Below are 26,724 nucleotides of genomic sequence, written 5' to 3'. Positions count from 1 at the left end.
AGGATGACCATGACACCCCCAAGATCGCTTCTTCATGCCCTGAAGCCGTTTCTGGAGGCCGGGGCCGACAAGGAAGCGCTGGTGTTTGGTGCGCATCGCATTTCCTTTGGCGACATGGCTGGGCATGCAGCCGCCCTAGCCGAGGTGCTGCGTTCCAAGGGCGTGCAGAAGGGTGATCGGGTTGCGGCTCTGTTTCCACCGCGTCCAGAAGCAATCCTGTCGCTGCTGGCCTGCTGGCTCATCGGGGCGACGTGGATGGGGATCAACCCGCGCTATCAGCGTCGCGAGCAGGCGCAAATCCTCGCGGACGCAGGCGTGAAGGTGCTGATGTCGATGACCCGCATCGGCAAGCGCGACCTTGAGGACGATCTGGCCAGCCATGAGACCGATCTTGGTTTCAGCGTTCTGCGCTTCGCGCCCGCCTTCGCGCCCGCGGCTCTCCCCGAGAAGCTGCCATACGACGAGGTGCTGCGCCGGTGGCGCGAGGCAACCGAAACGCTCGAGCCGGACAGCCCGTCGGTGGTGATCTATACCTCGGGCTCAACCGGCAAGCCGAAGGGGGCGCTCATCACCCATGCCGGTCTCGCTTTCCGTTCGCACACGCTGCACATTGATCGCTTCAACCTGCCTGCGCCAACGCAGCTGATTGACCTGCCGGTGAACCACATCGGCGCTCTGGCCAGCGGTATCGGCGTTGCCATGGCGTCGGGCGGCAAGATGATCCTGTCCGAGCAATTTGATCCCGGCGTCACGCTCAGGACGGCTTTCGCGGAAAAGCTGGCGATCATAAGCGGGGTGCCTGCGATGTTGGCGCGGCTGGTCGAGCACCCGGATTTTGCAACGTCCGACTTGTCTTCGGTCAAGGCGATCAGCTGGGGCGCAGGGCCGATCAACGAGGCCGTTTTGCGTAAGCTGTTGAATGCGACGGATGCCCTCTTCTCCCAGCAATACGGGATGACCGAAAGCAACGGCCCCATCGTCTTCACACCGCCGACACGCGATGTCGAGGTCCTGCTCAACACCACCGGCAAACCCGATCCTCGGCTGGAGCTGAGGATCGCGGATGAGAGCGGCCAGCCCCTGCCTGACGGCGAAGAGGGTGAAGTGCAGATCAGGCACCCGCACCCGTTTGCGGGCTATCTCGGTAATGCAGAGGCCAGCGCGGCGGCGTTCACTGCCGATGGCTTCCTGCATACGGGCGATCTGGCCATGGTCCGTGAAGATGGCTACCTCGTCTTCTGTGGGCGCAGCAAGGAGATGTACAAATCCGGCGGCTTCAACGTCTATCCGCGCGAGATCGAGATCGCACTGGAGGCTCACCCGGCCATCCGTGCGGCAGCCGTTCTTGGCGTCGATGACGAACAATGGGGGCAGGTAGGGCATGCCTTTGTCGAACTGGCCTCGCCGCTGACCAGTGACGACATCACAGGCTGGTGCAAGGCGCGGCTGGCCGATTTCAAAGTGCCCAAACGTGTCAGCGTGATCGACGCGATGCCGCGTACACCTGTCGATAAGGTCGACCGGATGCAACTTGCCGAACTGGCCGCGCGCGGCTGAGTCCTGCCCGGAAACGAAAGAGGACCACAATGGATTTTGCACCTTCTGCCAAGGCGAAAGAGTTTCACGAGCGTCTCGCCGCCTTCATGGACGCGCATGTCTACCCTGCCGAAGCGGTATATCACGAGCAGCACGGCGCCGCGCCCTCGCGCTGGCACGTGCCGCCGATCATCGAAGAGCTGAAGGCCAGGGCGCGCAGCGCGGGGCTGTGGAACCTCTTCCTCCCCGATGCCGAGTTTGGTGCCGGTCTGTCGGTGCTGGACTACGCGCCACTGGCCGAGCTGACAGGCCGCAGCCATATTGCGCCCGAGGTGTTCAATTGCAACGCACCGGACAGCGGCAACATGGAAACCCTCTTTCTTTACGGAACCGAGGAGCAGAAATCCCGCTGGCTGCGTCCGCTGCTGGATGGCGAAATCCGCTCTGCCTTTCTCATGACAGAGCCCGATGTGGCCTCGTCCGATGCCACCAACATCGAATGCAATATCCGCCGCGAGGGGGATGAGTATGTGATCAATGGGCGCAAGTGGTGGTCGTCGGGCGCGGGCGATCCGCGCTGTAAGATCTTCATCGTGATGGGCAAGACCGATCCAGAAGCCTCGGTTCACTCCCAGCAATCCATGGTGCTTGTCCCGGCAGACACACCCGGCGTGACGGTCGAACGGCATCTGCCGGTCTTTGGCTATGACGATGCGCCGCACGGGCATATGGAAGTCTCGCTCAAGGATGTGCGCGTGCCGGTTTCAAACGTGCTTCTGGGAGAAGGCCGCGGGTTCGAGATTGCTCAGGGGCGGCTCGGCCCCGGGCGCATTCACCACTGCATGCGCTCGATCGGGGCGGCAGAACGCGCGCTTGAACTGATGACCGAGCGCCTGCTTACGCGCAATGCCTTCGGCAAGGCCATCGGCATGCATTCGGTCTGGGAAGAGCGCGTTGCCAATGCGCGGTTAGAGATCGAGATGACCCGCCTGATCTGCCTCAAGGCGGCCTGGATGATGGGCGCCGTCGGCAACAAGGCCGCAAAGGACGAAATCGCGATGATCAAGATCGCCGCGCCCAACATGGCGGCGCGGGTGATTGACGATGCCATTCAAGCCTTTGGCGGCGCGGGTGTGTCGGAGGACACGCCGCTGGCGTGGATGTATGCCGCGCAACGCGCGCTTCGGCTTGCCGATGGGCCAGACGAGGTGCACCGCCGCGCCGTGGCAAGGTCCGAATTCAAACGCGCAGCGGCGCGTCTCGGAGTTGATATTCGAACTGTCGCATCCTGAACCGAAGGAGAAGAAGCGATGACAGCACGCAGGCCGGAAACCGAGTAACAACCTGTCGTGACCGGCTGGAACAAAAAAAACACACGGTGGCCGGGGACGAGTTCACCAGGATGGTGCTTGGCAAGGACGCGACGAACGCCGAACGTGTCATCAGCAACGGCGTCATCGCCCCGGGCGCGTTCAATCCCGATCACTATCACAAATAAGAAGACCAGACCTTTCACACCATCGAAGGACAGCTTGAGGTCAGAATCGGTGATGCGCATTACACTCTTGGGCCCGGCGATACGGTGCATTGCTCAAGAGGCGTTACGCATAATATGAAGAATGTCCGAGAAACGCAGGCAAAGCTGATCAACTTGTCTTCCTCCGGGGAAATGGGCCGAAACGTCCCGGCAAAACAAGCCCGGCAAACATGACCTTGCGTTGATCAAAGAGCGTTTCTGTATTGCCTACCTTTAACCAATGCCTGCCGGGTAATCCGATTTGATCTGCCGAACAGCCCGTTCCCTGGGCAGGCGGTTTTGTGCATCGAAGAAGGTTAAGTTTTATGATATTGTACGGAACTCGTAACTTTTTGATATTGCAGGATTGTCGGAGCCGACTCGCCCTCGAAATCAATCTCGAAACGCTTCACCGAGTTCCCTGACTTTCAGTCAGGCATTTTGGGTCAACAACCCAAACAGTTCGCTTTGCGATGAAATGTTCAGTTTCTTGTAAAGATTGCGCCGGTGCACCTTGACCGTGTTACTTGATATCCCGAGCTTGTAGCCGATGGCGCGGCTGGAATGACCCTGCACGATAAGTGTTGCCACTTCGGCTTCGCGGTCAGAAATCTCGTTTTCTCCGTTTTGCGAAATCGTCAAAAAGCGATGCTCCAGCGTGGCTGGGACGCCCGGGTTGCGTTTTGTCGGCTTGCCCAGAACCGACAGCAGGCTTGGCACCAGTACCGTCGACAACGACCGGAACCTTGCGATTTCGCTGGCCCGAAAGCGGCGTTTCCCGGCATGGCGGCCAATGGACATGTTCACCGATGTGTCGTCGTCGACGCGAGCGACAAAACCCATGTCGTCGACTAATCCCATCGGCCCGAAATAGTTCGAGAAATACTCGCTCGTCTCGAACCGGTCCGGTGCGATTTCACGCAAGGGGCATGCCACCCAGTTTTCTGTTTCCACGGCCAGTTTGTAGAACGGGTCAAGCAGGTAGCCAAACCGGGTGTAGTCCCGGTCGAATAACGCTTCGAGGTGGTTTTCCAGAACCCATTTGAACAGTGGCTCAGGGGGTCCGCTGGGGTGGAAACGGATCGCCAGAACACTTTGAACCGCAAAGACATCGCGACAGAACGGCACCACGACGCTTGCGAAATCGTCGATCGAGCGAGCGGTGCACAACTGGCCAAAAAACTCGTACTCATTGGAATTTCCTTGCAGAATTGTGCTGCCCTCCAGTTCTTATACCACTGTATCATCAGGAAATTTGGTATCAATACTACTCTGGTGGTATTGTGCGTTTTCTCCCGTGGTGGAACCTAAAGGTGGGAGGACGTCATGTTTCACGAAAATACAACCTGTTCGCGCCGGACAGCCCTTGTCGCATCGGAGCTGTATTACTGGCACGACACCCAGAACTGGTGCGGCTCGATGGTGCCGAGCCTGACCGTTCAACCGGCAGAGCATTTCGAGAATCCCGAAACCAAGCGCCGTCTTCAGAACCTTGTTCAGGCGACGGGGCTTTGGGAGCACCTGTCTCATCTCCGGCCGAAGCGGGCGGCGGATGAAGTGATCCGCATGGTTCACCCGCAAAGCCACATCGATCATCTGGCCTCGGTCTGCGAGAGGGGTGGTGGTGATGCCGGAGAGTTGACCCCGGCCGGCCCCGCAAGCCTTGAGATCGCGCGCCTTGCCGTGGGCGGCGTGATCGTGGCGATGGATGCGGTGATGACCGGCGCTGCCGAGAATGCCTATGTTCTGTGCCGTCCGCCCGGGCATCACGCACTTCCGGATTTGGCGATGGGGTTCTGTCTCTTGGCCAATGCGGCTCTGGGCATCCGCCATGTCCAGAAGACCTATGGCCTCACGCGGATCGCGGTCGTGGACTGGGATGTGCATCACGGAAACGGAACCGAGGCCGTGTTCCTCGACGATCCCGGCGTGCTGACCATATCGCTTCATCAGGACAACCTGTTTCCGCTGGATTCGGGCGGTATCGGGGTCAAGGGCGCAGGCAACAGCAACATCAACGTTCCGCTGCCGCCGGGTTCGGGTTCGGGCGCCTACCGCGAAGCATTCGAACAGATCGTCATTCCGGCGCTTGATGCGTTCGCGCCCGAACTGATTGTTTTGCCTTGCGGTTACGATGCCTCGGCCGTCGATCCGCTGGGCGTCTGCATGCTGTCATCCGAGGATTTCCGCTGGATGACGCGCCAGGTGATGACGCTGGCCGACAAGCATTGCCAGGGGCGTATCGTGGTGACGCATGAAGGCGGGTATTCGCCTGTCTATGTTCCCTATTGCGGATTGGCGGTTCTCGAAGAACTGAGCGGCGCATCCGATACGCTGCCCGATCCCTATGCCGACTTCATCGCGAATTATGGCGGTCAGGCCCTGAGCAACGATCAGGCCGCCGCAATCAAGCGCGCGAAAGACGCGCATTTCTCAAGCTGATACATCCAGGGAGGTCAAAATGACCAAAGAGTTGCAACATACCCAAACCCGGCGCGGGTTTCTGAAATCCGCTGGCATGGCCACGGGTTCGGCCGCGATGCTGGCCGGGCTCAACAGCGCGGCACAGGCGCAATCGTCCGATCCGGTGGTGATCGGCTGTCCGGCGCCGCTGACCGGGATCGTTGCCGCGGACGGGATCGAATTCCAGCGCGGCATCCAGATGGCGGCGGACGAGATCAACGCGGTTGGCGGCATTCTCGGCCGGCCGATCGAGCTGGTCTTTGCCGACACCCAGAGCAAGGGGGTCGATGTTGTCATCCAGTCCGCCCAGCGGCTGATCGACCGGGACAACGCCAGCGCGCTGATCGCGGGCTATAACCTGGAAAACGGCACCGCGCTGCATGACGTGGCCGCCGATGCCGGCGTTATCGCAATGCATGCCAACACCGTGGCCGTGCATGACGAGATGGTGAAATCCGATCCCGACCGGTATTGGGGCACCTTCCAGTACGATCCGCCCGAGACGCTCTATGGCGGCGGCTTCCTCAAGTTCCTCAAGGATATCGAGGACAATGGCGAATTCAGCCGCCCCAACAACAAGATCGCGATCATCACCGGGCCGGGCATCTATTCGGTTAACATCGCCAATGCCATCCGCGATGGGGCTGGTGAATATGGCTATGATGTCTCGCTGTTTGAGACGGTGGCCATTCCGGTATCCGACTGGGGCCCGACACTGGCCAAGCTGCGCGCCGATCCCCCGGCGGTGATCGTCGTCACGCATTTCTATCCGCAGGATCAGGCGCTGTTCATGAACCAGTTCATGACCGACCCGACGAACAGCCTTGTCTATCTGCAATACGGCGCTTCGCTGGCCGCGTTCCGCGACATTGCCGGGGACAACTCGGTCGGTGTGACCTACGCGACCGTTCTTGGCACCTTGCAGGACGAAATGGGCGATGCCTTTGCCAAGGCCTACAAGGAAAGGTATGGCGACCTGTCCTCGACCGCCAGCGGCTGCCAGACCTATTCGGCGCTTTATGCCTATTCCATTGCTGCCGCTCTCGCCGGTGGGCCCGGCGCGCCTTATGACGATGTGCAAAACAAGGCGGTTGCCGACCGGTTGCGGTCGCTGATCTTTCGCGGGCCGGTCGGAACGATGCGTTTTCATGCCGACACCCAATCGGCCTGGAGCTATCCGACCGAAACCAACGACCCGAGCCTCGGCATGCCGCATATCTTCAGCCAGATCTTCGACAAGGCCGAGGATGGCGTGCTGATCGCACCGGCGCCCTACAAGAAGGCCGGGTTCAAGATGCCGCCCTGGATGAAGGGCTGAGGTCTTGATGGCCGAAGATGCACATGGCTTCCTCGAACTCCGTGGCGTGACTAAGCGCTACGGAGCTCTTGCGGCCGTCGACGGGGTGGATTTCACCGTCGACCGTGGCGAGGTGATCGGCATCGGCGGCCCCAACGGTGCGGGCAAGACAACCTTTTTCGACCTGATCAGCGGGCTGACCCGCACGACCGAAGGCACAATTCGCTTTCGGGACCAGGATATTACCGGTCTTGCGCCGCACCGTCTGTGCCGGCTTGGCATGGCGCGGACATTCCAGCTGAATTCCGGGTTCGACAACATGACGGTGTTTGAAAACCTGTTGGCCGCGCGCGCCTTTGGACGCCGCAGCGCCGGCGGGTGGCTTCTTACGGCGCGGGCCGACAAGCAAGCCACCCAGGTGCTTCTGGACGAGATCGGGCTGGCCGATATCGCGTCAGACCCTGTGGCAGGCATACCCATCCTCGCGCGCAAGAAACTGATGATCGCCACCGCCCTGATCGGCGAGCCGGACATCCTGTTGCTGGACGAACCCGTTGGCGGCCTGACGCCGCCCGAGATTGACGAATTGATCGATTTGATGCTGGGGCTCAAATCGCGGGGCATGACGCTGGTGTTCATTGAACATGTCATGCGTTTCCTGACCGCTGTCGCGGACCGCGCAGTCATGATGCATCAGGGCCGCATCATCTATGACGGAACGCCTGGCGGGCTGGCCAATGACAAGACCGTTGCCGAAGTCTACCTGGGCAGCGCCGGGCTTGGAGGCATGGCATGACCCAGCTGTTATCCTGCGAGAACCTGGTGTCGGGCTACTTGAACCGGCCTGTCCTTCATGGTGTCTCGATCGAGGTTCCGCAGCAAGGCGTGCTGGCGTTGATCGGCCCCAACGGGCACGGCAAGACAACTCTGTTGCGGACGCTTTCCGGCTTCCTTCCCCTTCGTAGTGGCAAGATCACATTCGACGGACAGGACGCTGGCCGGATGGCGGTGAACAAGCGCGTCGAGGCTGGTCTGATTCACGTCCCGCAAGGCGATCAGCTGTTTACCGAGATGACGGTCGAAGACAACCTGCTGATGGGCGCCTATCTGGCGTCGGACAAGGTCGAGATCGCCCAGCGGCTGGCCGATGTCTACCAGCTGTTCCCCAAGCTCAAGGACCGACGCAACCAGCTTGCCAGCGGCCTTTCGGGGGGCGAACGACGCATGGTGGGGATCGGCCGCGGCCTGATGGCAGATGCGCGGCTGATCATGCTGGACGAGCCGTCGCTTGGCCTCGCGCCCCTGGTGATCGAACAGATCTATGCGGCGCTGGACCAGTTGCGCGCCCGTGGCAAGGCGTTTCTGGTGGTCGAGGAAAACCCCAGCCGCCTCATGCATTTCGCGGACCGGCTTTGCCTGATGGATGCCGGTCATGTGGTGTGGCAGGGCAGCGCCGCCGAGGCGCGGGACTCGGGCGACATTCTCAAGACCTATCTTGGAGGGCATTGACCCATGGATGTGCTCATCCAGATTTTCTTTACAGGCGTGACCCTGGGCGCGATGTATGCGCTGGCCTCGGTCGGGCTGTCGCTGATCTTTGGCACGTTGGGCATGTTCAACATGGCCCATGGGCTGTTCATGACGCTGGGCGCTTATGTTGCCTATTCGGCGGCGAATGCATTTCAACTGCCCTTGGTTCTGGGATTTGTTGCCGCGATGGCCGCAGGTGCGGTGATCGGTGTGCTGACGCATCTTCTGATCGTGCGCTTCATGCTGGGCTCGCCGGATTTCGGAATGAACGTCATGGTCGCAACAGCAGGGCTTGGGATCGTGCTGCAGGACATAGTTCTCAAGATCTACGGCGGGTATCCCTATCCGCAGGTCGTGCGTGTCGAGGGCATTGCCCAGCTTGGCGGCGTGAGCATCACGCTTCAGGCGCTGACCAATGTTGCGGTGGCTTTGGCGTTGATCCTGGGGACGGCCTGGCTGCTCATGAAAACCCGCTTTGGCCGGGCAATTCGGGCGACGGCGATGAACCGCGAAGCCGCGATGCTGATGGGGGTCAAGGCCGATACGGTGTTTTTGCAGGTCATGGCACTGGCGGGGATGCTGGCCGGGGTCGCGGGGCTGATGATTTCGACACAGGCGACGCTTTCGCCGCAAATGGGGGGTGACCCTCTCTTGAAGGCCTTCGTGATCTGCGTGGTCGCCGGGCTGGGCAATGTCTGGGGCGCGGGTGTCTGCGCCTTTGGCCTCGCGCTGCTGGAGGCCGCGATCGGGTATTACTTCGGTGTGCGGTTCGGATTTCCGACCATGCTGATGCTGGTCATCCTCCTCTTGATCTGGCGGCCACAGGGCCTCTTTGGCCGGGAAAGGGTGGTGCGCCTATGAACCAGTCACATTCCTTGAAACGGCATCTTCTGGTGTCGGTGCTGATCGTCGCGGGCTTTGCCGCGCTGCCGCTGGTCATGACACAGCGATACCTTTTGGGCGAGGTTATCCTGTTCTTTCTCTGGGCGATGGTCGCGATGAACTGGAACCTGCTGATGGGGCATGCCGGCGTCTTTTCACTGGCCCAGATGCTGTTCTTCGCCACCGGTGCCTATTCCGTCGCGATGGGCACATCCTACCTCGGCGTTTCGATCTGGGCGGCCCTGCCTTTGGCAGCTGTCGTTTCGGCGATCCTTGCGTTTTTCATCGGGCTGGCCTGCCTGCGCCTGACGGGTGCCTATGTGGCCTTGCTGACCTATGCCATCGTCGGGATGGTTCATGTTCTGATCATCACCGAGACCGAGTGTTTCACGATGGTCCGCAACTCCTGCCAGCAAATGTTCGGCGGGGCGGCGGGTTTCTCACAGTTCGAAGATTTCGGGTTCCGGAAACTGCTTCGGGGCAACTGGATCCTGGGGAATTACTATGTCGCCCTGCTGGCCTTTGCCGTGACGATCCTGGGCATCGTCGTGATCATCCACGGGCGGCTGGGCCTGGCCTTTCGCGCCATCCGCGACAATGTGGGTTATGCCAGCAGCCGCGGCATCGACCGCCGGAAATACCAGATCGCGGCCTTTGCCATCTCGGCCTTTCTGACCGGGCTGGCCGGGGCGATCTATGCCGGGCACTTCCGTGCCGCCGGGCCCAGCCTGTTCGATTTCTCGACGCTGCTGTTCGTGTTGTCGATGGTCGTCGTTGGCGGCGTCGGGTCGACCTGGGGGCCGATCATTGGGGCGGGCACGATGATGTTGATCATCGAGTTCTCCAAGGGCATGGGCGATGCGCGTGATCTCATCCTCGGGGTGGCGCTGATCGTCTTTGTCGTGGTGATGCCCAAGGGGCTGGCCGGGTCAGTGCGGCAGTTTCGCCAAATGCTGGGCCGAAAGGCTTCGAAAAATGAAGAAGGGTCGACAGTATGACCACTGCCGATTTCATCATTGAAAACGGCCGCGTGCTTACCATGAATGCAGCCGCACCGCGCGCCGAAGCCGTCGCCCTGCGGGGCGGGGCGATCCTTGCGGTGGGCGGGCGGGACGAGATCGCCGAGTTGGCTGGCCCCGATACCCGCCGCTTCGACGCGCAGGGCAACACGGTGATGCCCGGCATGGTCGAGGCGCATCTGCACCTGTTTCTGGGGGCTGCTGGCCTGCGGATGCTGCATCTCGACACTGTGCGCGGGGCGGCGGCGCTGCGGGAAAGGCTGCATCCCTATGCGGCGGCCAACCCCGATGCGGCGTTGCTGATCTGCAAGGCGGCGGATTACAACCTTTTCGGTGACGGAATTGCTACGACCCGGCAATTGCTGGATGACATCCTGAGCGACCGCCCGTTCATCCTGATTGCGGGGGACCATCATACCGCCTGGGCCAACACGGCGGCGCTGGAGCGCGCGGGCATATTGCAAGGGCGCGATTTGCCCACAGGCAACGAAATTGTCATGGGGCCGGACGGTACCGCCACTGGCGAATTGCGCGAACAGGCGGCGATTGATCCGGTGCTGTCACTGCGGTCCTCCGGCGGGCGGGAAAACCTCGGGTTGATGGGGCTGGAACCGAGCGTTGAGTTGACAGCAGCCCAACGCGATGACGATCTGCGCGTGATAAAGGAAGGGCTGAAATACTGCGCCTCTTTCGGTTTCACCAGCCTGCACAACATGGACGGCAACCTCTATCAGCTTGCCCTGCTGCGTGAACTCGAAGACCGGGGCGAACTGATCTGCCGCACCGAAGTGCCGTTTCACCTGACCCCGGAAAAACCGCTGAGCTCTCTGGACGAAGCCAGTTGGATGCACGAGACCTATCGCTCTGACCGGCTGCGGTCCGGGCGGATCAAGATGTTCATGGACGGGGTGATCGACAGCGGCACGGCGTTTCTGGTCGGGGACTATGCCGACCGCACCGGGTGGTGCGGCGAGGCCTTGCATTCAGCCGAAGCCTTCACCGCCGCGGCGGTCGAGGCCGACAGGCGCGGGCTGCAGATCAGTGTGCATGCCATTGGCGACGCTGCCGTCCGGCGCGTGCTGGATGGGTACGAGGCCGCGCGCAGGGCCAATGGCGCACGCGACAGCCGTCACCGGATCGAGCATATCGAACTCTTGCATCCCGACGATGCCCATCGCCTGCGCGAACTGGGCGTCGTGGCCTCCATGCAGCCGCCGCACCCGCCTGGTGCTATGGATTTTCCGCTGGAGCCGTGGCGCACCAAGGCTGGTCAGGGGCGCTGGCCGCAGGCCTTTCCGGTCCGTGCCCTATTGAGCGACGGTGTCCCGCTTGCCTTTTCATCGGATTGGCCGGTGTCGGATATCAATCCGATGCGCGGCGTCAGGGCGGCCATGACCCGCCCCAGGTGGGATGATGACTGCCCCGACAATCGCCTGTCGCTGACGGAGGCGCTGCATGGCTATACGGCAGGTGGCGCCTATGCGGGGTTCGACGAACACCGCCTGGGCCGGATCGCGCCAGGCATGCAGGCCGATATCGTCGTGATGGATCGGGATCTCGAGGCGCTTGCATCAGAAGAAATCGACACGGCCCGTGCCGCGCTAACGCTGTGCGGTGGCGAAATAACTTGGGAGGCTTAGGAGATGGCCCAGCAAAACGTAAACGCCGGTTTGGCAGCGCAGGATGGTCTTTCCCATGTTCAGGGAGCAAGCCAGCCGGACCTGTCCAATGCCACGATCCCGCAATTGCTTCACACGACCGTCGCGCGCGGCGGGGCAAACGACGCGCTGATCTTTGCGGGTGCGCGGCTGAGCTACGACGCGTTTGCGCAAGCGGTGGATGACCTTGCCTGCGGGTTTCTGGCGCTTGGGCTGCAAAAGGGCGACCGTCTCGGCATCTGGTCGCCCAACCGGGTTGAATGGGTTCTCACGCAATTCGCCACCGCAAGGATCGGCGTGATCCTGGTCAACATCAACCCGGCCTATCGCCTGAGCGAACTGGAATATGCCCTTAACAAGGTGGGCTGCAAGGCGCTGGTGCTGGCGCCTGCGTTCAAGGCTTCGGATTACGTGGAAATGATCCGCACCCTCGCGCCGGAACTGGCATCCTGCGACAAAGGCGGGCTGCGGACCGCAAGGCTTCCTGATCTGCGGCATGTCATCGTCATGGGTGAAAACGCGGGCCAATGCGGTGAATGGGCGTTTGGCGAAATTGCCCGAATGGGCGGTGCCGAACACCGTGCCCGTCTGCCGGATATCGACAAGACACTTAACCCGGACGATCCGATCAACATCCAGTTCACATCGGGCACGACCGGCCAGCCCAAGGGGGCCACGCTGACGCATCGCAACATCGTCAATAACGCGCGGTTCGTGACCGACCGGATCAACTTGTCCGAACGGGACCGGCTGGCGATCCCGGTGCCGCTCTATCACTGTTTCGGCATGGTGATGGGCGTGCTGGGGGCGGTCAGCAAAGGCGCGGCAATGGTGTTTCCGGGCGAAGCCTTTGACCCGGCCCAGACATTGGACACGGTCGAGGCGGAACGCTGCACCGCGCTCTATGGCGTACCGACAATGTTCGTGGCGATGTTGCAGGAACTGGCGACAACATCGCGCGATCTGTCGTCGCTGCGTACGGGTATCATGGCGGGGTCTCCCTGTCCGGTCGACGTGATGAAACAGGTCAACGACCGGATGCACATGGGCGAGGTGACGATCTGCTACGGCATGACCGAAACCTCGCCCGTGTCCTTTCAGAGCTTTGTCGACGACAGCACAGAAAAGCGGTGCGAGACCGTAGGCCGGATCCACCCCCACCTGGAGGTCAAGATCGTCGATGACACCGGTAATACGGTGCCCGTAGGCGTTCAGGGAGAGCTGTGCACGCGCGGCTATTCGGTGATGCAGGGATATTGGGACGATCCTGAACGAACCGCCGAGGCGATCCGTGATGGCTGGATGCATACCGGCGACCTGGCGGTGTTGGACGCGGATGGGTTCTGCACCATCACCGGGCGGGTCAAGGACATGATCATCCGGGGCGGCGAGAACATCTATCCGCGCGAGATCGAGGAATTCCTGTTCGGCCATCCCGACATCAAGGAGGTGCAGGTCTTTGGCATCCCCGATGCGCGGATGGGCGAAGAGGTCTGCGCCTGGGTCGTCGCCAAGCCCGGGTGCGAGATTTCCGCCGAAGACGTTCGCACCTATTGCCGGGGGCAAATCGCCCATTTCAAGGTGCCCCGTCATGTCCGCATCGTAACAGAACTGCCGATGACCATCACCGGCAAACCACAGAAATTCATCATGCGCGACCGGATGGTCGAAATGCTGGGCCATGCAGGGGCGTCGGACTAAAGCCACGCAACGACAACAGTCGACCCAAAGACGGGAGAAACGAACATGAAGCTGAGCGAATACGCATCCTATGACGCCACAGGGTTGGCCGATCTGGTCGCCCGCAAAGAGGTCTCGGCAGACGAGCTGACCGACGCAGCACGACGTGGCATTGCCGCCGTGAACCCACAGCTGAATTTCATGGTGGACACCATCGCCCCCCCCATAGCGGGTGATGGTTCGGGCGCCTTCGCCGGGGTGCCCTTCCTGATCAAGGATATCATGATGACGGCGGCGGGAGTGCCGCAGGGGATGGGCACACGGCTGCTGGACAACGATGTGTATGTTGCGCCGCACGATGGCGAGTTGATGCGGCGCTTCAAGGCGGCGGGGCTAAACACGCTGGGGCGCACCACGACGCCGGAATTCGGCTTCAACGCCACCACTGAGTCGGTTGCAACGGGGCCCAGCCGTAACCCGTGGGATCCGTCCCGCACCACCGGCGGTTCCAGCGGCGGCGCGGCGGCTGCCGTGGCCGCTGGGGTTGTGCCTATGGCACATGCCAATGATGGCGGTGGTTCCATTCGTATCCCAGCAGCCTGTTGTGGGGTCGTCGGGCTGAAGCCCAGCCGAGGGCGCACGCCGCTCGGCCCAGATGCGCAGCTTGCCATTCTGGGGCTCGGGATCGAATTCGCGGTGACCAGAACGACACGGGATGCCGCAGCATTGCTGGATCTTGTTGCAGGCCCCGAGGCGGGATCATTCATTCCTCTGGCGAACCCCGTGACATCCTACAGCGACAGCATCAAAACCCCGATGCAGGGTCTCAGAGTAGCCATTGCACCAACCGGGTTTCAGGGCGCGGCCCCAACTGATGCGGGCATGTCGGCCGAGGTCGTTCGTGTTGGGAAACTTCTGGCTGACCTTGGCCACACGGTTGAGGAAATTGACCACGTCCCGCTGGAACACGAACAATTCCATGCGGCAAACTACCGGTTCTGGATGGCCACGCTGGCCGCTGCTTCCAAGACGCTCACAACAGCTTTTGGCATTCCGGCAAGCACTGATGTGTACGAAACCTGCACATTGAAGGGGATCCAGGACGGCCAGGCCATGTCAGCGGTAGACATTATGGAAGCGGTGCAGATCATGGGCATGACCGGTCACCAGATGGGCGCGTTCTTTGCAGGCTACGATGCCGTGATCCTGCCGCCCTTTGCCGCACCGCCCATTCCGCTGGGCGTGCTGGACCAGAACCATCCCGGCTGGAGCGCGCGGCGGTTCTATGATGAGCTCTTCAGCCGCTTCAACGCGACCGCGCCTTTCAACGTGACAGGCCAACCCGCGATCACCGTGCCCACCGGCCTGGTCGAGGGGCTGCCGGCCGGTGTGCAGATTGCCACGTCGCTGGCACGGGAGGATATTCTGCTGAACCTGTCGGCCCAGTTGGAAGACGCGACGGACTGGCCCGCGCGCCGCCCGGCGGTTTCCGTCGCCAATCTCTGAACGCTGGAGAGGCCGGGCGTGGGCACAGGCCATCGGGAGAGATGAGATGCGCTGGCCTTGATACTATCGAAGCTGCTCTTGGCGCGCGACTTGTCATGGGCACGTATCCCTTACTCTCGTGTTTTGACACCGTTCTGGATCGCGCTACCGAGCCGCGCAGGATTAGTAAAATTCATACTGGAATGATCGCTTCTGCAACATGGGCTGCATTGCAGCGATAGACATGCCGCAAGCAAGAAGCGTTACTGCGTCAGCGAAGTACGAAAGATGAATGACAGACAAGTCCGCACTCTGTTCCTTGCCACAGACTTCTTCGCTGCGCTGCGCATCAATGGCCGCTGCTTCGGCTGCGTTGCGGTATGAGGTATCTCGCTCATGTAGTGGTTTTCACGCTGCGAGCGCACGCAGCAGGAGATCTGGATTCACAGGTTGAGCTCTTTGCCGCCGAATGCTCATGCAGAAAGGGTGTTGTAGCGGGCGCCAGGGAACCCGCCATCGCCAAAATTTGTGCAGGCCCTTGATCCGGCTGCGTCGCTGGTAAATCGCCACCGTTCGCGTCCTGGAAACCGAGGTTTGTGCCAGCGACGGCGAAACCGGGGTCTGAGCCCGTAATGGAAGTGTCAAATTCTTGATGCGCGCGCTCGCAGAGATATCATCACTGCGGCGGCTCGAAGGACGTCGCTACAGCGCGGCGGGACAAGCCGCCGTTCATCGAAAGCGGTGCAATTCTCTATGGGCGAAAGATCGAAGTGCGGTCGACTGGCTAGAGGCTTTGTTGCACAAATCCCGTGAGGGATTTATCTCGTGAATCCAGCTTGGTAGCTGGTCGATATGAGCAGACCCCCCCGACCTACAAGACCAAGAACTGGCCGGCCTACAATGAAGCGCTCAAGCGCCGTGGCTCGCTGACGATCTGGTTCGACCCCGAGATGAGCTGGGAGGCCGCGCCATCAGGCAGGCGAGGTCGCCAGAAGAGCTATAGCGATGCTGCCATCCAGACCTGCCTTTCAAGAAGGTGCTGTTCGGCATGGCGTTGCGTCAGACGACCGGGTTCGTCGAGAGCCTGCTGCGCCTAATCGGCCTGAACTGGACGGTGCCAGACTTCAGCACCCTGTCCCGTCGCCGGAAGACCTTGGCCGTCAACATTCCGTATCGTGGCTCCAAGGGGCCGCTGCATCTGCTGATCGACAGCACCGGTATCAAGGTCGAGGGCGAAGGCGCATGGCACGCGCGCAAGCACGGCGGCGCCAAACGGCGCGTCTGGCGAAAGATCCATCTCGGGATCGACGAGCATACGCTGGAGGTTCGGGCCGTCGAGATCACCGGGAGCCATATCGGCGATGCCCCTGTCCTGCCTGACCTGCTCAGCCAGATCCCGGCCGAGGAGGAGATTGCGAGCGTTACCGCAGACGGTGCCTATGATACCCGAAAATGCCATGACGCCATCGCCGAGCGCGGTGCTCATGCTGTCATCCCACCTCGAAAAAATGCGAAGCCGTTGAAGACCGTCACCACGGGTGAGGTAGCCAGAAACGAGGCCCCACGGGCGGCGAAATACCTCGGCCGCGCGATCTGGCGAAACAGGAGCGGATACCACCGACGAGGCCGTGCCGAAACCAAGATGCACTGCATGAAACTGCTGGGGCAGCGACTCATGGCTCGAGACTTTGACCGGCAGGTCGCGGACGTTCAGTTCCCTATCGCCGTCATGAACGCCTACACTGCGCTTGGCATCCCTGTCATAGAGGTCGTGGGCTATTTCCGTCCGGGAAAGGGGAACCTCGGACATCAGAGGCTTTGTGCAACAGAGCCACAACAACCAACAAGGTCGCCGTCAAAAAACTGATGAAAAGAAGCGTATCCATGATCTCACCTGTCACCGGGATTTGGCGTTGAAGCTATGCCGAATAGGGAGAAGGGTCGAGTAGGGTGGTTCAGATCTTATGTACCCGTACTCCCTACATGTAATGGGGGCAAAGCTTTCCTCAGATGGCTCGGTTGCCCAAATTGGCTGATGGCCGGACTGCCCCTTTCCCCGGGCGGACTTATCCCAAGGCCACTGTGACGGGAATGCCGAGCGCGGTGTAGAGATTTGGGACGGCGATCCGGACCTGAAGCTCGGCCACCTGCCGATCGAGGTCCCGTGCCATGAGCTGCTGGCCCAGCAGTTTCACGCAATGCATCCTGGTTTCGAGGCGGCTTCGGCGGTGATATCCGCTCCTTCGTCGCCACAGCGTCCGGCCGAGGTAGTTCGAGGCACACTGTGCTTCGTTTCGTGCAGCCGCCCCGGCGGTGATGTCTTCCATTGCTTTGCATTCCTGCGGGGTGGGAGTTCGGGCATGACAGCCACTGGTTCGCAAGAATACCCGAACGCATGCGCGCCGTGGTCAGCAATGGCATCGTGGTATTTTCGCGTTTCGCAGGCGCCGTCGGCGGTGACACGTCCGATCACTTCGTCGGCCAGTATCTGGCTCCTGCGCAGGAAGAGAGGCGTCTGGGTCGGCAATGCAACCCCTAGGTGATTCGCGGTAGGTAAATTCCCTATTGGTGAAAGAGACTGTCATGATGGCTGAGATTGAAGCGCTCGAACTCGCTTCCAGCTTTCGGGCTGGGTTGATGCACTCACTTGACAAGTAACCCTTTGGATATGCGGATTTTTATTTGCATGAAGCCGCTTCTCCGTGCCTCTGCTGGGGTAGCTTTCCAATCAGATGCTTCAACTTCATGGAAGGATGAATTTCCCTTATTTAACAATCTTCTAAATTGATTTTTGTCAGATGAAAGGGCTAGCACAAAGAAAGCAGCCGTCTTTGCGATGCCGGCCGATTTTTGCGGAGTTTGAAAGACAGCGGCTCTGTTATTTTCGGTGCTGGTGTGCCCTGCTTAATGCTTTGTTTTCAAAGGTGTTACCCGGGTTCTCCCGGGCTCTTCGTGCTTCTTGCGGGAATTGCAGTCTTGATTGTCCAATATCAATAGGTTTTCCTGTCCTTTAGGTTCACACCCCTATCAGAAAGTATACCTGACCCAATGCCGACATCTGGCGCAAACAGATCGAGCCACGACAGGCTGCAGCGGGAGAACCGGATGCAGTCGGGGTGGTGGCTGTTGCCCGGTGTGCTGCTGGGCGGCGGATGCTGGGCGGTGCTGCTCAGCCAGGCGCTGACGCTGATCTAGGGCAGGGCCCTAACCGACTTTCACGAAATCCGCGATCCGTGCCCCGGTCAGGCTGTGTAACCGATCAGGTGCTATGGCAAACACATGTCGCGGCGTGCCGGCGGCGGCCCAGACCAGCGGAAACCCCATCAACGCGGGGTCCAGGAAGCACCTGGGCGGCGACAGATGCCCCACCGGCGCGACACCGCCAATGGCAAATCCGGTTTTCCGCCGCACCGTATCGGCATCGGCGCGCGCCAGCGGCTTGCCGAACAGGGCGGTGGCGGCATCCGGGTCGACCTGGTTGCCGCCCGCGGTCAGGAACAGCGCCAACGCATCGCCGTCGCGCGCCTGAAAGATGATGGATTTGACGATCTGGTTGAGCGCGCAGCCGACAGCGGCGGCGGCGTCCTCGGCAGTGCGGGCATTGCCGGTCTCGCGGATTTCGGTGGTGATCTCTGCGGCCTCAAGCGCCGCGCGCACCCGTTTCAGGCTTTTGCTCATGCCCCAGAGCTGCCCGAGACAGGGGGCAAAGGTCAAGTTTTGACGCATTGACGGCGGGTGGGGCGGCTGCGCTATTTGGCGCATGAGTACACGCCTTGCCATCACCCGACTCCCCCGTGCCTATGATCCCGATCTGGGGGCAGAGGCGCGCGCCCTGCTGCCCGATCTGGGGGGCGATCTGGCCGATCTGGTGGCCGGGACGGGGGGCACCAGCCCTTATCTGATGGGGCTGATGCGGGCCGAGGCCGCCTGGCTGGCGCCCGCGCTGAACGATGCCGATGCCGCGGTGGCGGCCGAACTGGCCGCTGCCCGCGCGCTGCCGCCCGATCAGCTGAAACCGGGGCTGCGCCGGGCCAAGCGGCGGCTGGCGCTGCTGACCGCGCTCGCCGATCTGGCGGGCGCCTGGCCGCTGGAAAAGGTGACCGCGCTGCTGACCGATTTCGGTGCGCTGGCCGCCGATCTGGCCGCCAAGGCCGAGATCGCCGCCCTGATCCGGCGCGGCAAACTGCCGGGCCAGACCGAGGCGGATGTGGAGACCGCCGCCGGGATGGTGATCCTGGCCATGGGCAAGATGGGCGCGCATGAGCTGAACTACAGCTCGGACATCGACCTGATCGTGCTGTTTGACGAAACCCGCTATGACCCCGACGATTTCTTCGAGGCGCGTCAGGGTATGGTGCGCGCCACCCGCAATTTCTGCGCCACGCTCAGCGACAAGACCGCCGATGGCTATGTGTTCCGCACCGATCTGCGGCTGCGCCCCGATCCGGCGGTCACCCCGGTCTGTCTGGCGATGGAGGCGGCAGAGCATTATTACGAAAGCCTTGGCCGCACCTGGGAGCGCGCCGCCTATATCAAGGCGCGGCCCTGCGCGGGCGATCTGGCGGCGGGGGCGCGGTTCCTGGAAACCCTGCGCCCCTTTGTCTGGCGCCGCCATCTGGATTTCGCTGCCATTCAGGACGCCCATGACATGCGCCTGCGCATTCGCGAGAACAAGGGCACCGGCGGCGCCCTGACCATTGCGGGCCATGACATGAAGCTGGGCCGGGGCGGTATCCGCGAGATCGAGTTCTTTACCCAGACCCGGCAGTTGATCGCGGGCGGGCGCGACCGTGACCTGCGCCTGCGCGGCACTGTCGAGGGGTTGGCGGCATTGGCGGCCAAGGGCTGGGTGCCCTCCGAGGTGGCCGAGGCGCTGACCCGCCACTACCGCGCCCATCGCGAGGTCGAACACCGCATCCAGATGGTGCATGACGCCCAGACCCACCGCATTCCGCAAACCGAAGAGGGCATTGCCCGCGTGGCCTGCCTGATGGGGATCGACGCCACCGAACTGCGGGCCGATCTGACCCGGCGCCTGACCGAGGTGCACGGGCTGACCGAGGATTTCTTTGCCCCCGATACCGGCGCTGCCCCGGCGCCTGCCATGCCGGCAGAGGTGGTGTTTGACGACAATGTCCTGTCGCGCTGGCCCACCTATCCGGCGCTGCGCTCGCAACGGGGGCGGCGCATCTTCGAACGGCTGAAGCCCGAATTGCTGGCGCGGCTGGCGCGCACCGCGAAACCGGACGAGGCGCTGCTGGCGCTCGATGGGTTCCTGGCCGGGCTGCCGGCGGGGGTGCAGCTGTTCTCCCTGTTCGAGGCCAATCCGCAACTGATCGACCTGCTGGTCGATATCGTCGGCACCAGCCACACGCTGGCGACCTTTCTGTCGCGCAACGCCTCGGTCTTTGATGCGGTGATCGGTGGTTCGTTCTTTGACGACTGGCCGGGCGGGGCGGCGCTGCGCGCCGATCTGGCCGAGCGTCTGGCCGCCGAGGACGATTATGAAACCCGGCTCGACATGGCGCGGCGCTGGACCAAGGAATGGCATTTCCGCATCGGCGTGCATCACCTGCGCGGGCTGATAGACGGCGCCCGAGCCGGTGCGCAATATGCCGAACTGGCCGAGGCGGTGATCTCGGCGCTGTTCCCGGTGGTCGAGGCGCAGTTCGCCCGCAAACATGGCAACCCGCCCGGGCGTGGCGCCACGGTGCTGGGCATGGGCTCGCTGGGGGCAGGGCGGATCAACGCGCAATCCGATCTTGACCTGATCGTGATCTATGACCCCGAAGACGCCGAAGGTTCGGACGGGCCGCGCCCGCTGGCGACCCGGCCCTATTACGCGCGGCTCACGCAGGCGCTGATCACCGCGCTGACTGCGCCGATGTCGCAGGGCAGGCTGTACGAGGTCGACATGCGCCTGCGCCCCTCGGGGACCCAGGGGCCGGTGGCGACCAGCTGGACCAGCTTTACCGAATATCAGCTGAACGAGGCCTGGGTGTGGGAACATCTGGCGCTGACCCGCGCCCGCCCGGTGGCGGGTTCGGTCGCGCTGGGCGAAGATATCGAGCGCTTTCGCCAGGAACTGCTGAACCGCCCCGCCGACCGCGACAAGGTGCTGCGCGAGGTGGGTGAGATGCGCGCCCGGCTGGCGGCGGCGAAACAGCCCGCCGGGGTGTGGGACGCCAAGACCGGGCCGGGCCGGATGCTGGATATCGAACTGGTGGCCCAGACCGGCGCGCTGTTGTCGGGCAGCGCCGCGCGTGACGTGGCGCAGGGCCTGCAAGGTGCGGTCGCCGCCGGATGGTTGAATGTCGCGGATGCGCAGTCGCTGACTCGCGCCTATGACCTATGCTGGTCGGTACAGACGGCGGCGCGGCTGCTGTCGGGCGAGATGATCGACGCGGAGCGGATCGGCGAGGGCGGCGCGGCCTTCCTCTGCCGCAGCACCGGGTTTCAGGATATGGCGTCGCTGCAAGCGGCGCTGGAGACGACATATGCCGAAGCAGCGGCGCTGATCGGCGCGGCGGTGGGAGGAACAGAGGATGCCGAAGACGGGTGACCCGCATGACCCCAAGGGGTTGATCTACGAGGCCTATCGGATCGAGGGGATCACAGCCCCCGAATGCCGCACGATCTTTCTGGACTGGGCGCTTAGCCTGCCGGTAGGCAGCGACCAGCGCGCGTCGCTGGCGGACCTGCACGGCCGCTATGGAGCCGAGGCGCCCGACCACCCGATGACCGCCGTCATGCAGGACGGTCTGGCCGCCGAGCAGGCCCCCCGCCGGCGCGGCGGCTGGCGGAGCCGGCCCAGAAACTGAGTGATCGCGGTTCGGAAACAATCTCTGAAACGTACCGAATTTGACGCAAAGTTGCCCAAATTGCCGGGCAAATTCTCCTCAAACGGGCATGGCTGTGGGAGCCGCAGACCCGAAAAAGGAGAAGAGACATGAAAACCATGCGGATGATCCTGCTTGCCGGTCTGGGCCTGTCGGTTGCAGCCTGCACGGCAGTCGACGTTCCCACCCGGAACGCCCCTTACGAACAATTGCCGAACACCTCGGTTGCGGCCCCGGCGGGTTATGACCTGCTTCAGCCGGAATACCGGGTCCAGCCCGCCGCAGCGGTTGGTCAGGTGATGATCCCGCAGACCGACAGCGTTGCCCGCGCTGCCACCCAGGATCCGGGCAACCCGGCTCTGGCCGCTGGACAGGCGCCGGTCTCGATCAACTCGGTCACCGTGCTGGTGCCGCGCTCGCTGAAGGTTTCCGAGCGCAACAGCTATCTGCCGCGCGGCGACATCGTCTGGCGCGAGGATCCGATCGGCGACCGTCACGCCCAGGTGCAGAAGATCGTGCAGGACGCGATGGTGCGCGGCGTCAGCCCGCTGAGCGGTCCGGTCAAGGCCGATCTGGAAATCGTCGTCAAACGCTTTCACGCACTGACAGAAAAGGCGCGCTATACCACCGGTGGTGTGCATGCGATCACCTTTGACATCGTCCTCAAGGACCCGGCCACCGGCGCGCAGCTGATGCCGCCGCGCGAAGTCCGCGCCGATCTCGAGGCCTTTGGCGGCCAGCAGGCGATCAATGCCGAGGCCCGCGGCCAGACCCAGAAGGTTCGCATCACGGGCCATCTGGCCGAGGTGATCCGGCAGGAGCTGACCAACCCCGAAGGCTACAAGAACGCCTCGCTGGGCATCATCCAGGTGATGAATCGCCTCTGACACTTCCCAGCCACCGGGAATGAGATTAAGAGGGCGCTCATGACAGCGCCCTCTGACGTTTTTGACCGTCCCCGCATCCGCCTGAAGCCCAAGGCAAACGCCCGTGCCATCCGTCACGGCGCGCCCTGGGTGTTCGACAACGAGGTGGTCACCGACCGCCGCACCCGCAAGATCGCGCCGGGCACGGTCGCGGTGCTCGAGGATGACAACCGCGCGCCCCTGGGGCTGGTGGCGGTCAATCCCGGCTCGCGCATCCTGGCGCGGATGCTGGATCGCGATCCCGAGGCCGAGTTGAACGCCGCCTGGTTCGAGGCGCGGCTGACCCGGGCGCTGGCGCTGCGCGAGCGCCTGTTTGATGCGCCCTTCTACCGGCTCGTCCATGCCGAGGCCGACGGGTTCCCGGGGGTGATCATCGACCGGTTCGGTGAGGCTTGTGTGATCCAGCCCAACGCCGCCTGGGCCGAGGCGCATTTGGAGCTGCTGAGCGCGGCGCTGATCAAGGTGACCGGTGTCAGCACGGTACTGAAGAACGCCTCGGGGCGCACCCGCGCGCTGGAAGGGCTGGACGATCAGAACGCGGTGCTGGCCGGGGCCGCCCCCACGGCGCCGGTGCCGGTGCTGATGAACGGTGCCACCTATATGGCCGATCTGACCGGCGGCCAGAAAACCGGCCTGTTCTACGACCAGCGTCCGAACCATGCCTTTGCCGCGCGGCTGGCGGGGCAGGGCACGCGGGTGCTCGACGTGTTCTCTCATGTGGGCGGGTTTGCGCTGGCGATGCTGGCCGGCGGTGCGGGCAGCGCGCTGGCGGTCGACGGGTCGGCCCCGGCGCTGGCGCTGGCCGAGCAGGGGGCGCTTGCCTCGGGTCTGGCCGGGCGGTTCGAGACGCGGCAGGGCGACGCGTTCGACGTGCTGACCGCGCTGGCCGAGGAAGGTGAGACATTCGACGTGGTGATCTGCGATCCGCCCGCCTTTGCGCCCTCGAAACAGGCGCTGGACGCGGGGTTGCGCGCGTATGAACGGGTGGCGCGGCTGGCCGCGGCGCTGGTGCGACCGGGCGGCTATCTGGGTCTCTGCTCCTGCTCGCATGCCGCCGATCTGTCGCGGTTCCGCGAGGCCAGCGTGCGCGGCATCGGCCGCGCCGGGCGCAGCGCGCAGCTGATCCATACCGGCTTTGCCGGTCCGGATCATCCGCAGCTGCCGCAACTGGCCGAGAGCGGTTATCTCAAGGCGGTGTTCTTCCGGCTGTGAAAGCGGTGCTCGACACTTGCGTGATCTATCCCACGGTCATGCGCGAGATGCTGCTGGGCGCGGCGCGGCTGGGGCATTTCACCCCGCTCTGGTCGGCCCGCATCCTTGAGGAATGGGCGCGCGCGGCGGTCAAGCTGGGACCGGCGGGCGAGGCGCAGGCGCGCGCCGAGATCGCCCTGACCCGCGCCGCCTGGCCGAGGGCCGAGGTGCCGCCCGCGCCCGGTGTCGAGGCGCGGCTGTGGCTGCCCGATCCGGCGGATATCCATGTGCTGGCCACCGCCATCGCCGGGTCGGCGGATGTGATCGTGACCCTCAACCGCGCCGATTTCCCGCGCAATATCCTGGCCGAGGAAGGGCTGGAACGGATCGACCCGGATGCGTTCCTTTTGCAATTTTTCAATGACGACCCTGCGGGTTTCGCGCGCATGGCTGAAAAAGTGCTGGACGAGGCCAACCGCCTGTCGGGCGAGACATGGACCCTGCGCAGTCTGATGAAGAAGGCACGATTGCCCCGGCTGGGCAAGGCGCTGGAACACCACCGCTCAGAGTGAGCGCAGGATCCCGGCCGCGATCTCGAACGAGCGTTTGCGCGCGGTGTGATCGTGGATTTGCCCGGTCAGGATCACTTCGTCGGGTTGATAACGGTCGATGACGTGGGTCAGATCGGCGCGCACCGTCTCGGGGCTGCCCACTGCCGAGACGCTGAGCGCGGCATTCACCCCGGCCAGCGTGGCGCGATCCAGATGGGCGGCGATATCGTCAACCGGTGCCGGCAGCTTGCCGGGCCGCCCCAACCTGAGGCGGGCAAAGGCCTGTTGCATGGTGGTGCGCAGGCGCACCCCCTCGGCATCGGTTTCGGCGGCAAAGACATTGATTGCCATCATCGCATGAGGTTGGCCCAGATAGACCGAGGGGCGGAAGCTGCGGCGATAGACCTGCAGCGCTTCCTCCAGCGCCTGCGGCGCGAAATGCGAGGCAAAGGCGTAAGGCAGGCCCAACTGCGCGGCCAGTTGCGCACCATAGAGGCTGGACCCCAGGATCCAGACCGGCACATGGGTGTTCTGGCCGGGAAAGGCGCGCACCCGCGCCTCTGGATCCTCGGGGCCGAGAAAGCCGATCAGCTCGATCACATCCTGCGGGAAACTGTCCTGTTGTGACAGACCCCGGCGCAGCGCGCGCGCGGTGGCCATGTCGGTGCCCGGCGCCCGGCCAAGGCCCAGGTCGATGCGGTCGCCATAAAGCGACGCCAGAGTGCCAAAGGCTTCGGCCACCATGTAGGGCGCATGGTTGGGCAGCATGATGCCGCCCGCGCCGATCCGCATGGTGCTGGTCCGGCTGGCGATATGGCCGATCAGCACCGCGGTTGCGGCGCTGGCGATGCCGGGCATGTTGTGATGCTCGGCCAGCCAGTAGCGGTGATAGCCCAAGGCCTCGGCATGGGCGGCCAGATCGGCGCTGTTGGCCAGCGCCTCGGGAATGTCGCTGCCCTCGGGCACCGGGGCAAGGTCGAGCAGGGAATAGAGCATGCGGGTCGGGTCCGGGGTCAATGCGCCTGCCAGCGCGCTTCGAGCCGGTCGAGCGCGGCGATGCGCTCGGCCGTTTTGGGGTGGCTGAGCAGCCATGCGGGCGCCACCCCGGCGCGCTGTTCGGTCAGCGCGTCCAGCTTGTGAAACAGCGCCTTTTGCGGCGCCACGCCGATACCCGCCTTGGTCAGCAGGGCGGCGGCATAGGCGTCGGCCTCGTACTCGTCCGCCCGGCTCAGCCGCGCGGCAAGCAGGGTGGTCAGCATATTGGCGATCCAGACCCCGAAGAAGGGGATGAACCGGCCCAGCAGCATGGCCAGCGCGGTGCGCATGGCGTTCTGGCCGGAAAAGTCGATCATCCGGCGCCGCGAATGGCCCAACGCAACATGCCCCAGCTCATGCGCGATGACCGAGGTCAGCTCTTCGCCGGTGACCTCGCCGCTTTGATATTTGCGATAGAACCCGCGGGTGATGAAGATGCGCCCGTCGGGTGCGGCCAGCCCGTTGACCGGGTCGATCTCGTAGATATGCACCGGCACGCGGGCTACGCCCAGGGCCGCCGCCAGCCGGTCGGTCAGCCGTTTCAGCGCCGGGTCGGCCAGCTCGGTCGAGCGGGCATCCAGCTCGCGCCGGGTCCGCCAGGCCGAGAAATGGTACATGGCAAAGGCGTAGAGAACCGCCAGCAGGATCGGGGTGACGCGCAACATGGTTCAGATATGGGGCGTTCCGGGGCCCGGGGCAAGCGGCAAGCCGCCGATCACGGGCCGGCCCGGTGGGCAGGGTGCTTTTCTGGGCAGAGTTCTGCCCTTGTATCCTCCACCGCAGACAGGGTTTCCGCCGGTTTTGTCCGGGTCCAACCGGGGGGCTTGTTGCATCAAAGTGCCCGCGCCTAGCGTGCCACTGGCGGCCCGATGCAGCCGCGCGCTTTGATGCAAGGAACCACGAGCGATGATGACCAGATTGACCCTTTTGATTGCCTTTGCCCTGCCACTGATGGGCTGTTCCGAACCCGAACCCGAGCCGGTTCAGATCCTTGAAGCCCCCGCATTCGACAAGCTGGGCAATCCGGTCTGTCCCGAAGGCTACAGCCTGTCCGCCACCGAGACCGGAGAGCCGGTTTGCGTGGGCGTGGCGTTCTGATCGAACAAAGCAACAGCC

The 26,724-nt window shown here is 63.1% G+C and carries 22 protein-coding genes and 2 pseudogenes; 19 read left to right on the top strand and 5 right to left on the bottom strand.

Annotated features, from left to right (window positions below; translation table 11 throughout):
• Nucleotides 1-3 precede the first annotated feature (3 nt).
• The 3 genes from SPO_RS12880 (at nucleotide 4) to SPO_RS23505 (ending at nucleotide 3,247) form a co-directional block, all read left to right on the top strand.
• Complete coding sequence (locus SPO_RS12880) at nucleotides 4-1,557, top strand: class I adenylate-forming enzyme family protein (protein ID WP_044028473.1); 1,554 nt, start codon at nucleotides 4-6, stop codon at nucleotides 1,555-1,557.
• A 29-nt stretch (nucleotides 1,558-1,586) separates the two neighbouring features.
• Nucleotides 1,587-2,828: an acyl-CoA dehydrogenase family protein gene (locus SPO_RS12875; RefSeq protein WP_011048245.1), complete on the top strand. Its 1,242-nt coding sequence runs from the start codon at nucleotides 1,587-1,589 to the stop codon at nucleotides 2,826-2,828.
• A 227-nt stretch (nucleotides 2,829-3,055) separates the two neighbouring features.
• Nucleotides 3,056-3,247 carry a cupin domain-containing protein gene (locus tag SPO_RS23505; RefSeq protein ID WP_084790984.1) on the top strand — a complete coding sequence of 64 codons (192 nt, stop codon included), beginning with the start codon at nucleotides 3,056-3,058 and terminating at the stop codon, nucleotides 3,245-3,247.
• 237 nt (nucleotides 3,248-3,484) lie between these two features.
• Here the strand turns inward: SPO_RS23505 and SPO_RS12870 are convergent, their stop codons facing one another.
• Nucleotides 3,485-4,222, bottom strand: coding sequence for a helix-turn-helix transcriptional regulator (locus SPO_RS12870; RefSeq protein ID WP_011048243.1), 738 nt, complete (start codon nucleotides 4,220-4,222; stop codon nucleotides 3,485-3,487).
• 156 nt (nucleotides 4,223-4,378) lie between these two features.
• On the opposite strand from SPO_RS12870, the gene SPO_RS12865 reads away from it, so the two are divergent.
• The 10 genes and pseudogenes from SPO_RS12865 to SPO_RS12820 form a co-directional block, all read left to right on the top strand.
• Nucleotides 4,379-5,494: a class II histone deacetylase gene (locus SPO_RS12865; RefSeq protein ID WP_011048242.1), complete on the top strand. Its 1,116-nt coding sequence runs from the start codon at nucleotides 4,379-4,381 to the stop codon at nucleotides 5,492-5,494.
• Nucleotides 5,495-5,513: 19 nt separating this feature from the next.
• Complete coding sequence (locus tag SPO_RS12860) at nucleotides 5,514-6,833, top strand: ABC transporter substrate-binding protein (RefSeq protein ID WP_011048241.1); 1,320 nt, start codon at nucleotides 5,514-5,516, stop codon at nucleotides 6,831-6,833.
• Nucleotides 6,834-6,840: 7 nt separating this feature from the next.
• The gene (locus SPO_RS12855) at nucleotides 6,841-7,608 is read left to right on the top strand and encodes an ABC transporter ATP-binding protein (RefSeq protein WP_011048240.1); all 768 of its coding nucleotides are present in this window, start codon (nucleotides 6,841-6,843) and stop codon (nucleotides 7,606-7,608) included.
• Nucleotides 7,605-8,321, top strand: coding sequence for an ABC transporter ATP-binding protein (locus tag SPO_RS12850; RefSeq protein ID WP_011048239.1), 717 nt, complete (start codon nucleotides 7,605-7,607; stop codon nucleotides 8,319-8,321). The genes SPO_RS12855 and SPO_RS12850 overlap by 4 nt, the downstream gene beginning before the upstream one ends.
• 3 nt (nucleotides 8,322-8,324) lie before the next feature.
• Complete coding sequence (locus tag SPO_RS12845; protein WP_011048238.1) at nucleotides 8,325-9,203, top strand: branched-chain amino acid ABC transporter permease; 879 nt, start codon at nucleotides 8,325-8,327, stop codon at nucleotides 9,201-9,203.
• Nucleotides 9,204-9,217: 14 nt separating this feature from the next.
• A complete protein-coding gene (locus SPO_RS12840) occupies nucleotides 9,218-10,222 on the top strand; it encodes a branched-chain amino acid ABC transporter permease (protein ID WP_202807073.1) in 1,005 nt (334 codons plus the stop codon).
• Nucleotides 10,219-11,883, top strand: coding sequence for an amidohydrolase (locus tag SPO_RS12835; protein WP_011048236.1), 1,665 nt, complete (start codon nucleotides 10,219-10,221; stop codon nucleotides 11,881-11,883). Before SPO_RS12840 ends, SPO_RS12835 begins: the two co-directional genes overlap by 4 nt.
• A 3-nt stretch (nucleotides 11,884-11,886) precedes the next feature.
• On the top strand, nucleotides 11,887-13,602 hold the full coding sequence (locus tag SPO_RS12830; protein WP_011048235.1) for an AMP-binding protein: 1,716 nt from the start codon (nucleotides 11,887-11,889) through the stop codon (nucleotides 13,600-13,602).
• 45 nt (nucleotides 13,603-13,647) lie between these two features.
• Nucleotides 13,648-15,087 carry an amidase gene (locus SPO_RS12825; RefSeq protein WP_011048234.1) on the top strand — a complete coding sequence of 480 codons (1,440 nt, stop codon included), beginning with the start codon at nucleotides 13,648-13,650 and terminating at the stop codon, nucleotides 15,085-15,087.
• 815 nt (nucleotides 15,088-15,902) lie between these two features.
• A pseudogene (locus SPO_RS12820) lies at nucleotides 15,903-16,843 on the top strand (IS5 family transposase); the annotation flags it as partial.
• Between the two features lie 289 nt (nucleotides 16,844-17,132).
• Here SPO_RS12820 and SPO_RS22575 read toward each other — a convergent pair.
• Nucleotides 17,133-17,560 (bottom strand): annotated as a pseudogene (locus SPO_RS22575) (IS5/IS1182 family transposase); the annotation flags it as partial.
• Nucleotides 17,561-18,270: 710 nt separating this feature from the next.
• Nucleotides 18,271-18,744, bottom strand: a complete 474-nt coding sequence (locus tag SPO_RS12810) for a YbaK/EbsC family protein (protein ID WP_011048231.1) — start codon at nucleotides 18,742-18,744, stop codon at nucleotides 18,271-18,273.
• 82 nt (nucleotides 18,745-18,826) lie between these two features.
• On the opposite strand from SPO_RS12810, the gene SPO_RS12805 reads away from it, so the two are divergent.
• The 5 genes from SPO_RS12805 to SPO_RS12785 all read left to right on the top strand — a co-directional run bounded on the left by SPO_RS12805 (nucleotide 18,827) and on the right by SPO_RS12785 (nucleotide 24,594).
• On the top strand, nucleotides 18,827-21,628 hold the full coding sequence (locus SPO_RS12805) for a glutamine-synthetase adenylyltransferase (RefSeq protein WP_011048230.1): 2,802 nt from the start codon (nucleotides 18,827-18,829) through the stop codon (nucleotides 21,626-21,628).
• Nucleotides 21,612-21,887 carry a hypothetical protein gene (locus SPO_RS12800; RefSeq protein WP_011048229.1) on the top strand — a complete coding sequence of 92 codons (276 nt, stop codon included), beginning with the start codon at nucleotides 21,612-21,614 and terminating at the stop codon, nucleotides 21,885-21,887. Before SPO_RS12805 ends, SPO_RS12800 begins: the two co-directional genes overlap by 17 nt.
• A 128-nt stretch (nucleotides 21,888-22,015) precedes the next feature.
• Nucleotides 22,016-22,792 (top strand): DUF6778 family protein, encoded by a 777-nt coding sequence (locus SPO_RS12795; protein ID WP_011048228.1) that lies wholly within the window; start codon nucleotides 22,016-22,018, stop codon nucleotides 22,790-22,792.
• Nucleotides 22,793-22,831: 39 nt separating this feature from the next.
• Entirely contained in the window at nucleotides 22,832-24,043 is a 1,212-nt protein-coding gene (locus tag SPO_RS12790) for an RSP_2647 family RNA methyltransferase (RefSeq protein WP_011048227.1), read from the top strand.
• Complete coding sequence (locus tag SPO_RS12785; protein WP_011048226.1) at nucleotides 24,040-24,594, top strand: RSP_2648 family PIN domain-containing protein; 555 nt, start codon at nucleotides 24,040-24,042, stop codon at nucleotides 24,592-24,594. Before SPO_RS12790 ends, SPO_RS12785 begins: the two co-directional genes overlap by 4 nt.
• On the opposite strand, the gene SPO_RS12780 is transcribed toward SPO_RS12785, so the two are convergent.
• Nucleotides 24,586-25,569, bottom strand: a complete 984-nt coding sequence (locus SPO_RS12780; RefSeq protein ID WP_044028468.1) for an LLM class flavin-dependent oxidoreductase — start codon at nucleotides 25,567-25,569, stop codon at nucleotides 24,586-24,588. The genes SPO_RS12785 and SPO_RS12780 overlap by 9 nt on opposite strands.
• A 17-nt stretch (nucleotides 25,570-25,586) precedes the next feature.
• On the bottom strand, nucleotides 25,587-26,273 hold the full coding sequence (locus SPO_RS12775; protein WP_011048224.1) for a M48 family metalloprotease: 687 nt from the start codon (nucleotides 26,271-26,273) through the stop codon (nucleotides 25,587-25,589).
• A gap of 244 nt (nucleotides 26,274-26,517) precedes the next feature.
• On the opposite strand from SPO_RS12775, the gene SPO_RS12770 reads away from it, so the two are divergent.
• Nucleotides 26,518-26,706: a hypothetical protein gene (locus SPO_RS12770; RefSeq protein WP_158454176.1), complete on the top strand. Its 189-nt coding sequence runs from the start codon at nucleotides 26,518-26,520 to the stop codon at nucleotides 26,704-26,706.
• The last annotated feature ends 18 nt before the right edge of the window (nucleotides 26,707-26,724 follow it).

This window comes from Ruegeria pomeroyi DSS-3 (genome assembly GCF_000011965.2).
In the GTDB taxonomy this organism is placed as follows: Bacteria; Pseudomonadota; Alphaproteobacteria; order Rhodobacterales; family Rhodobacteraceae; genus Ruegeria_B; species Ruegeria_B pomeroyi.
Note: the sequence above shows the minus strand (reverse complement) of the source record. Positions and strands in the feature narration are given on the sequence as shown.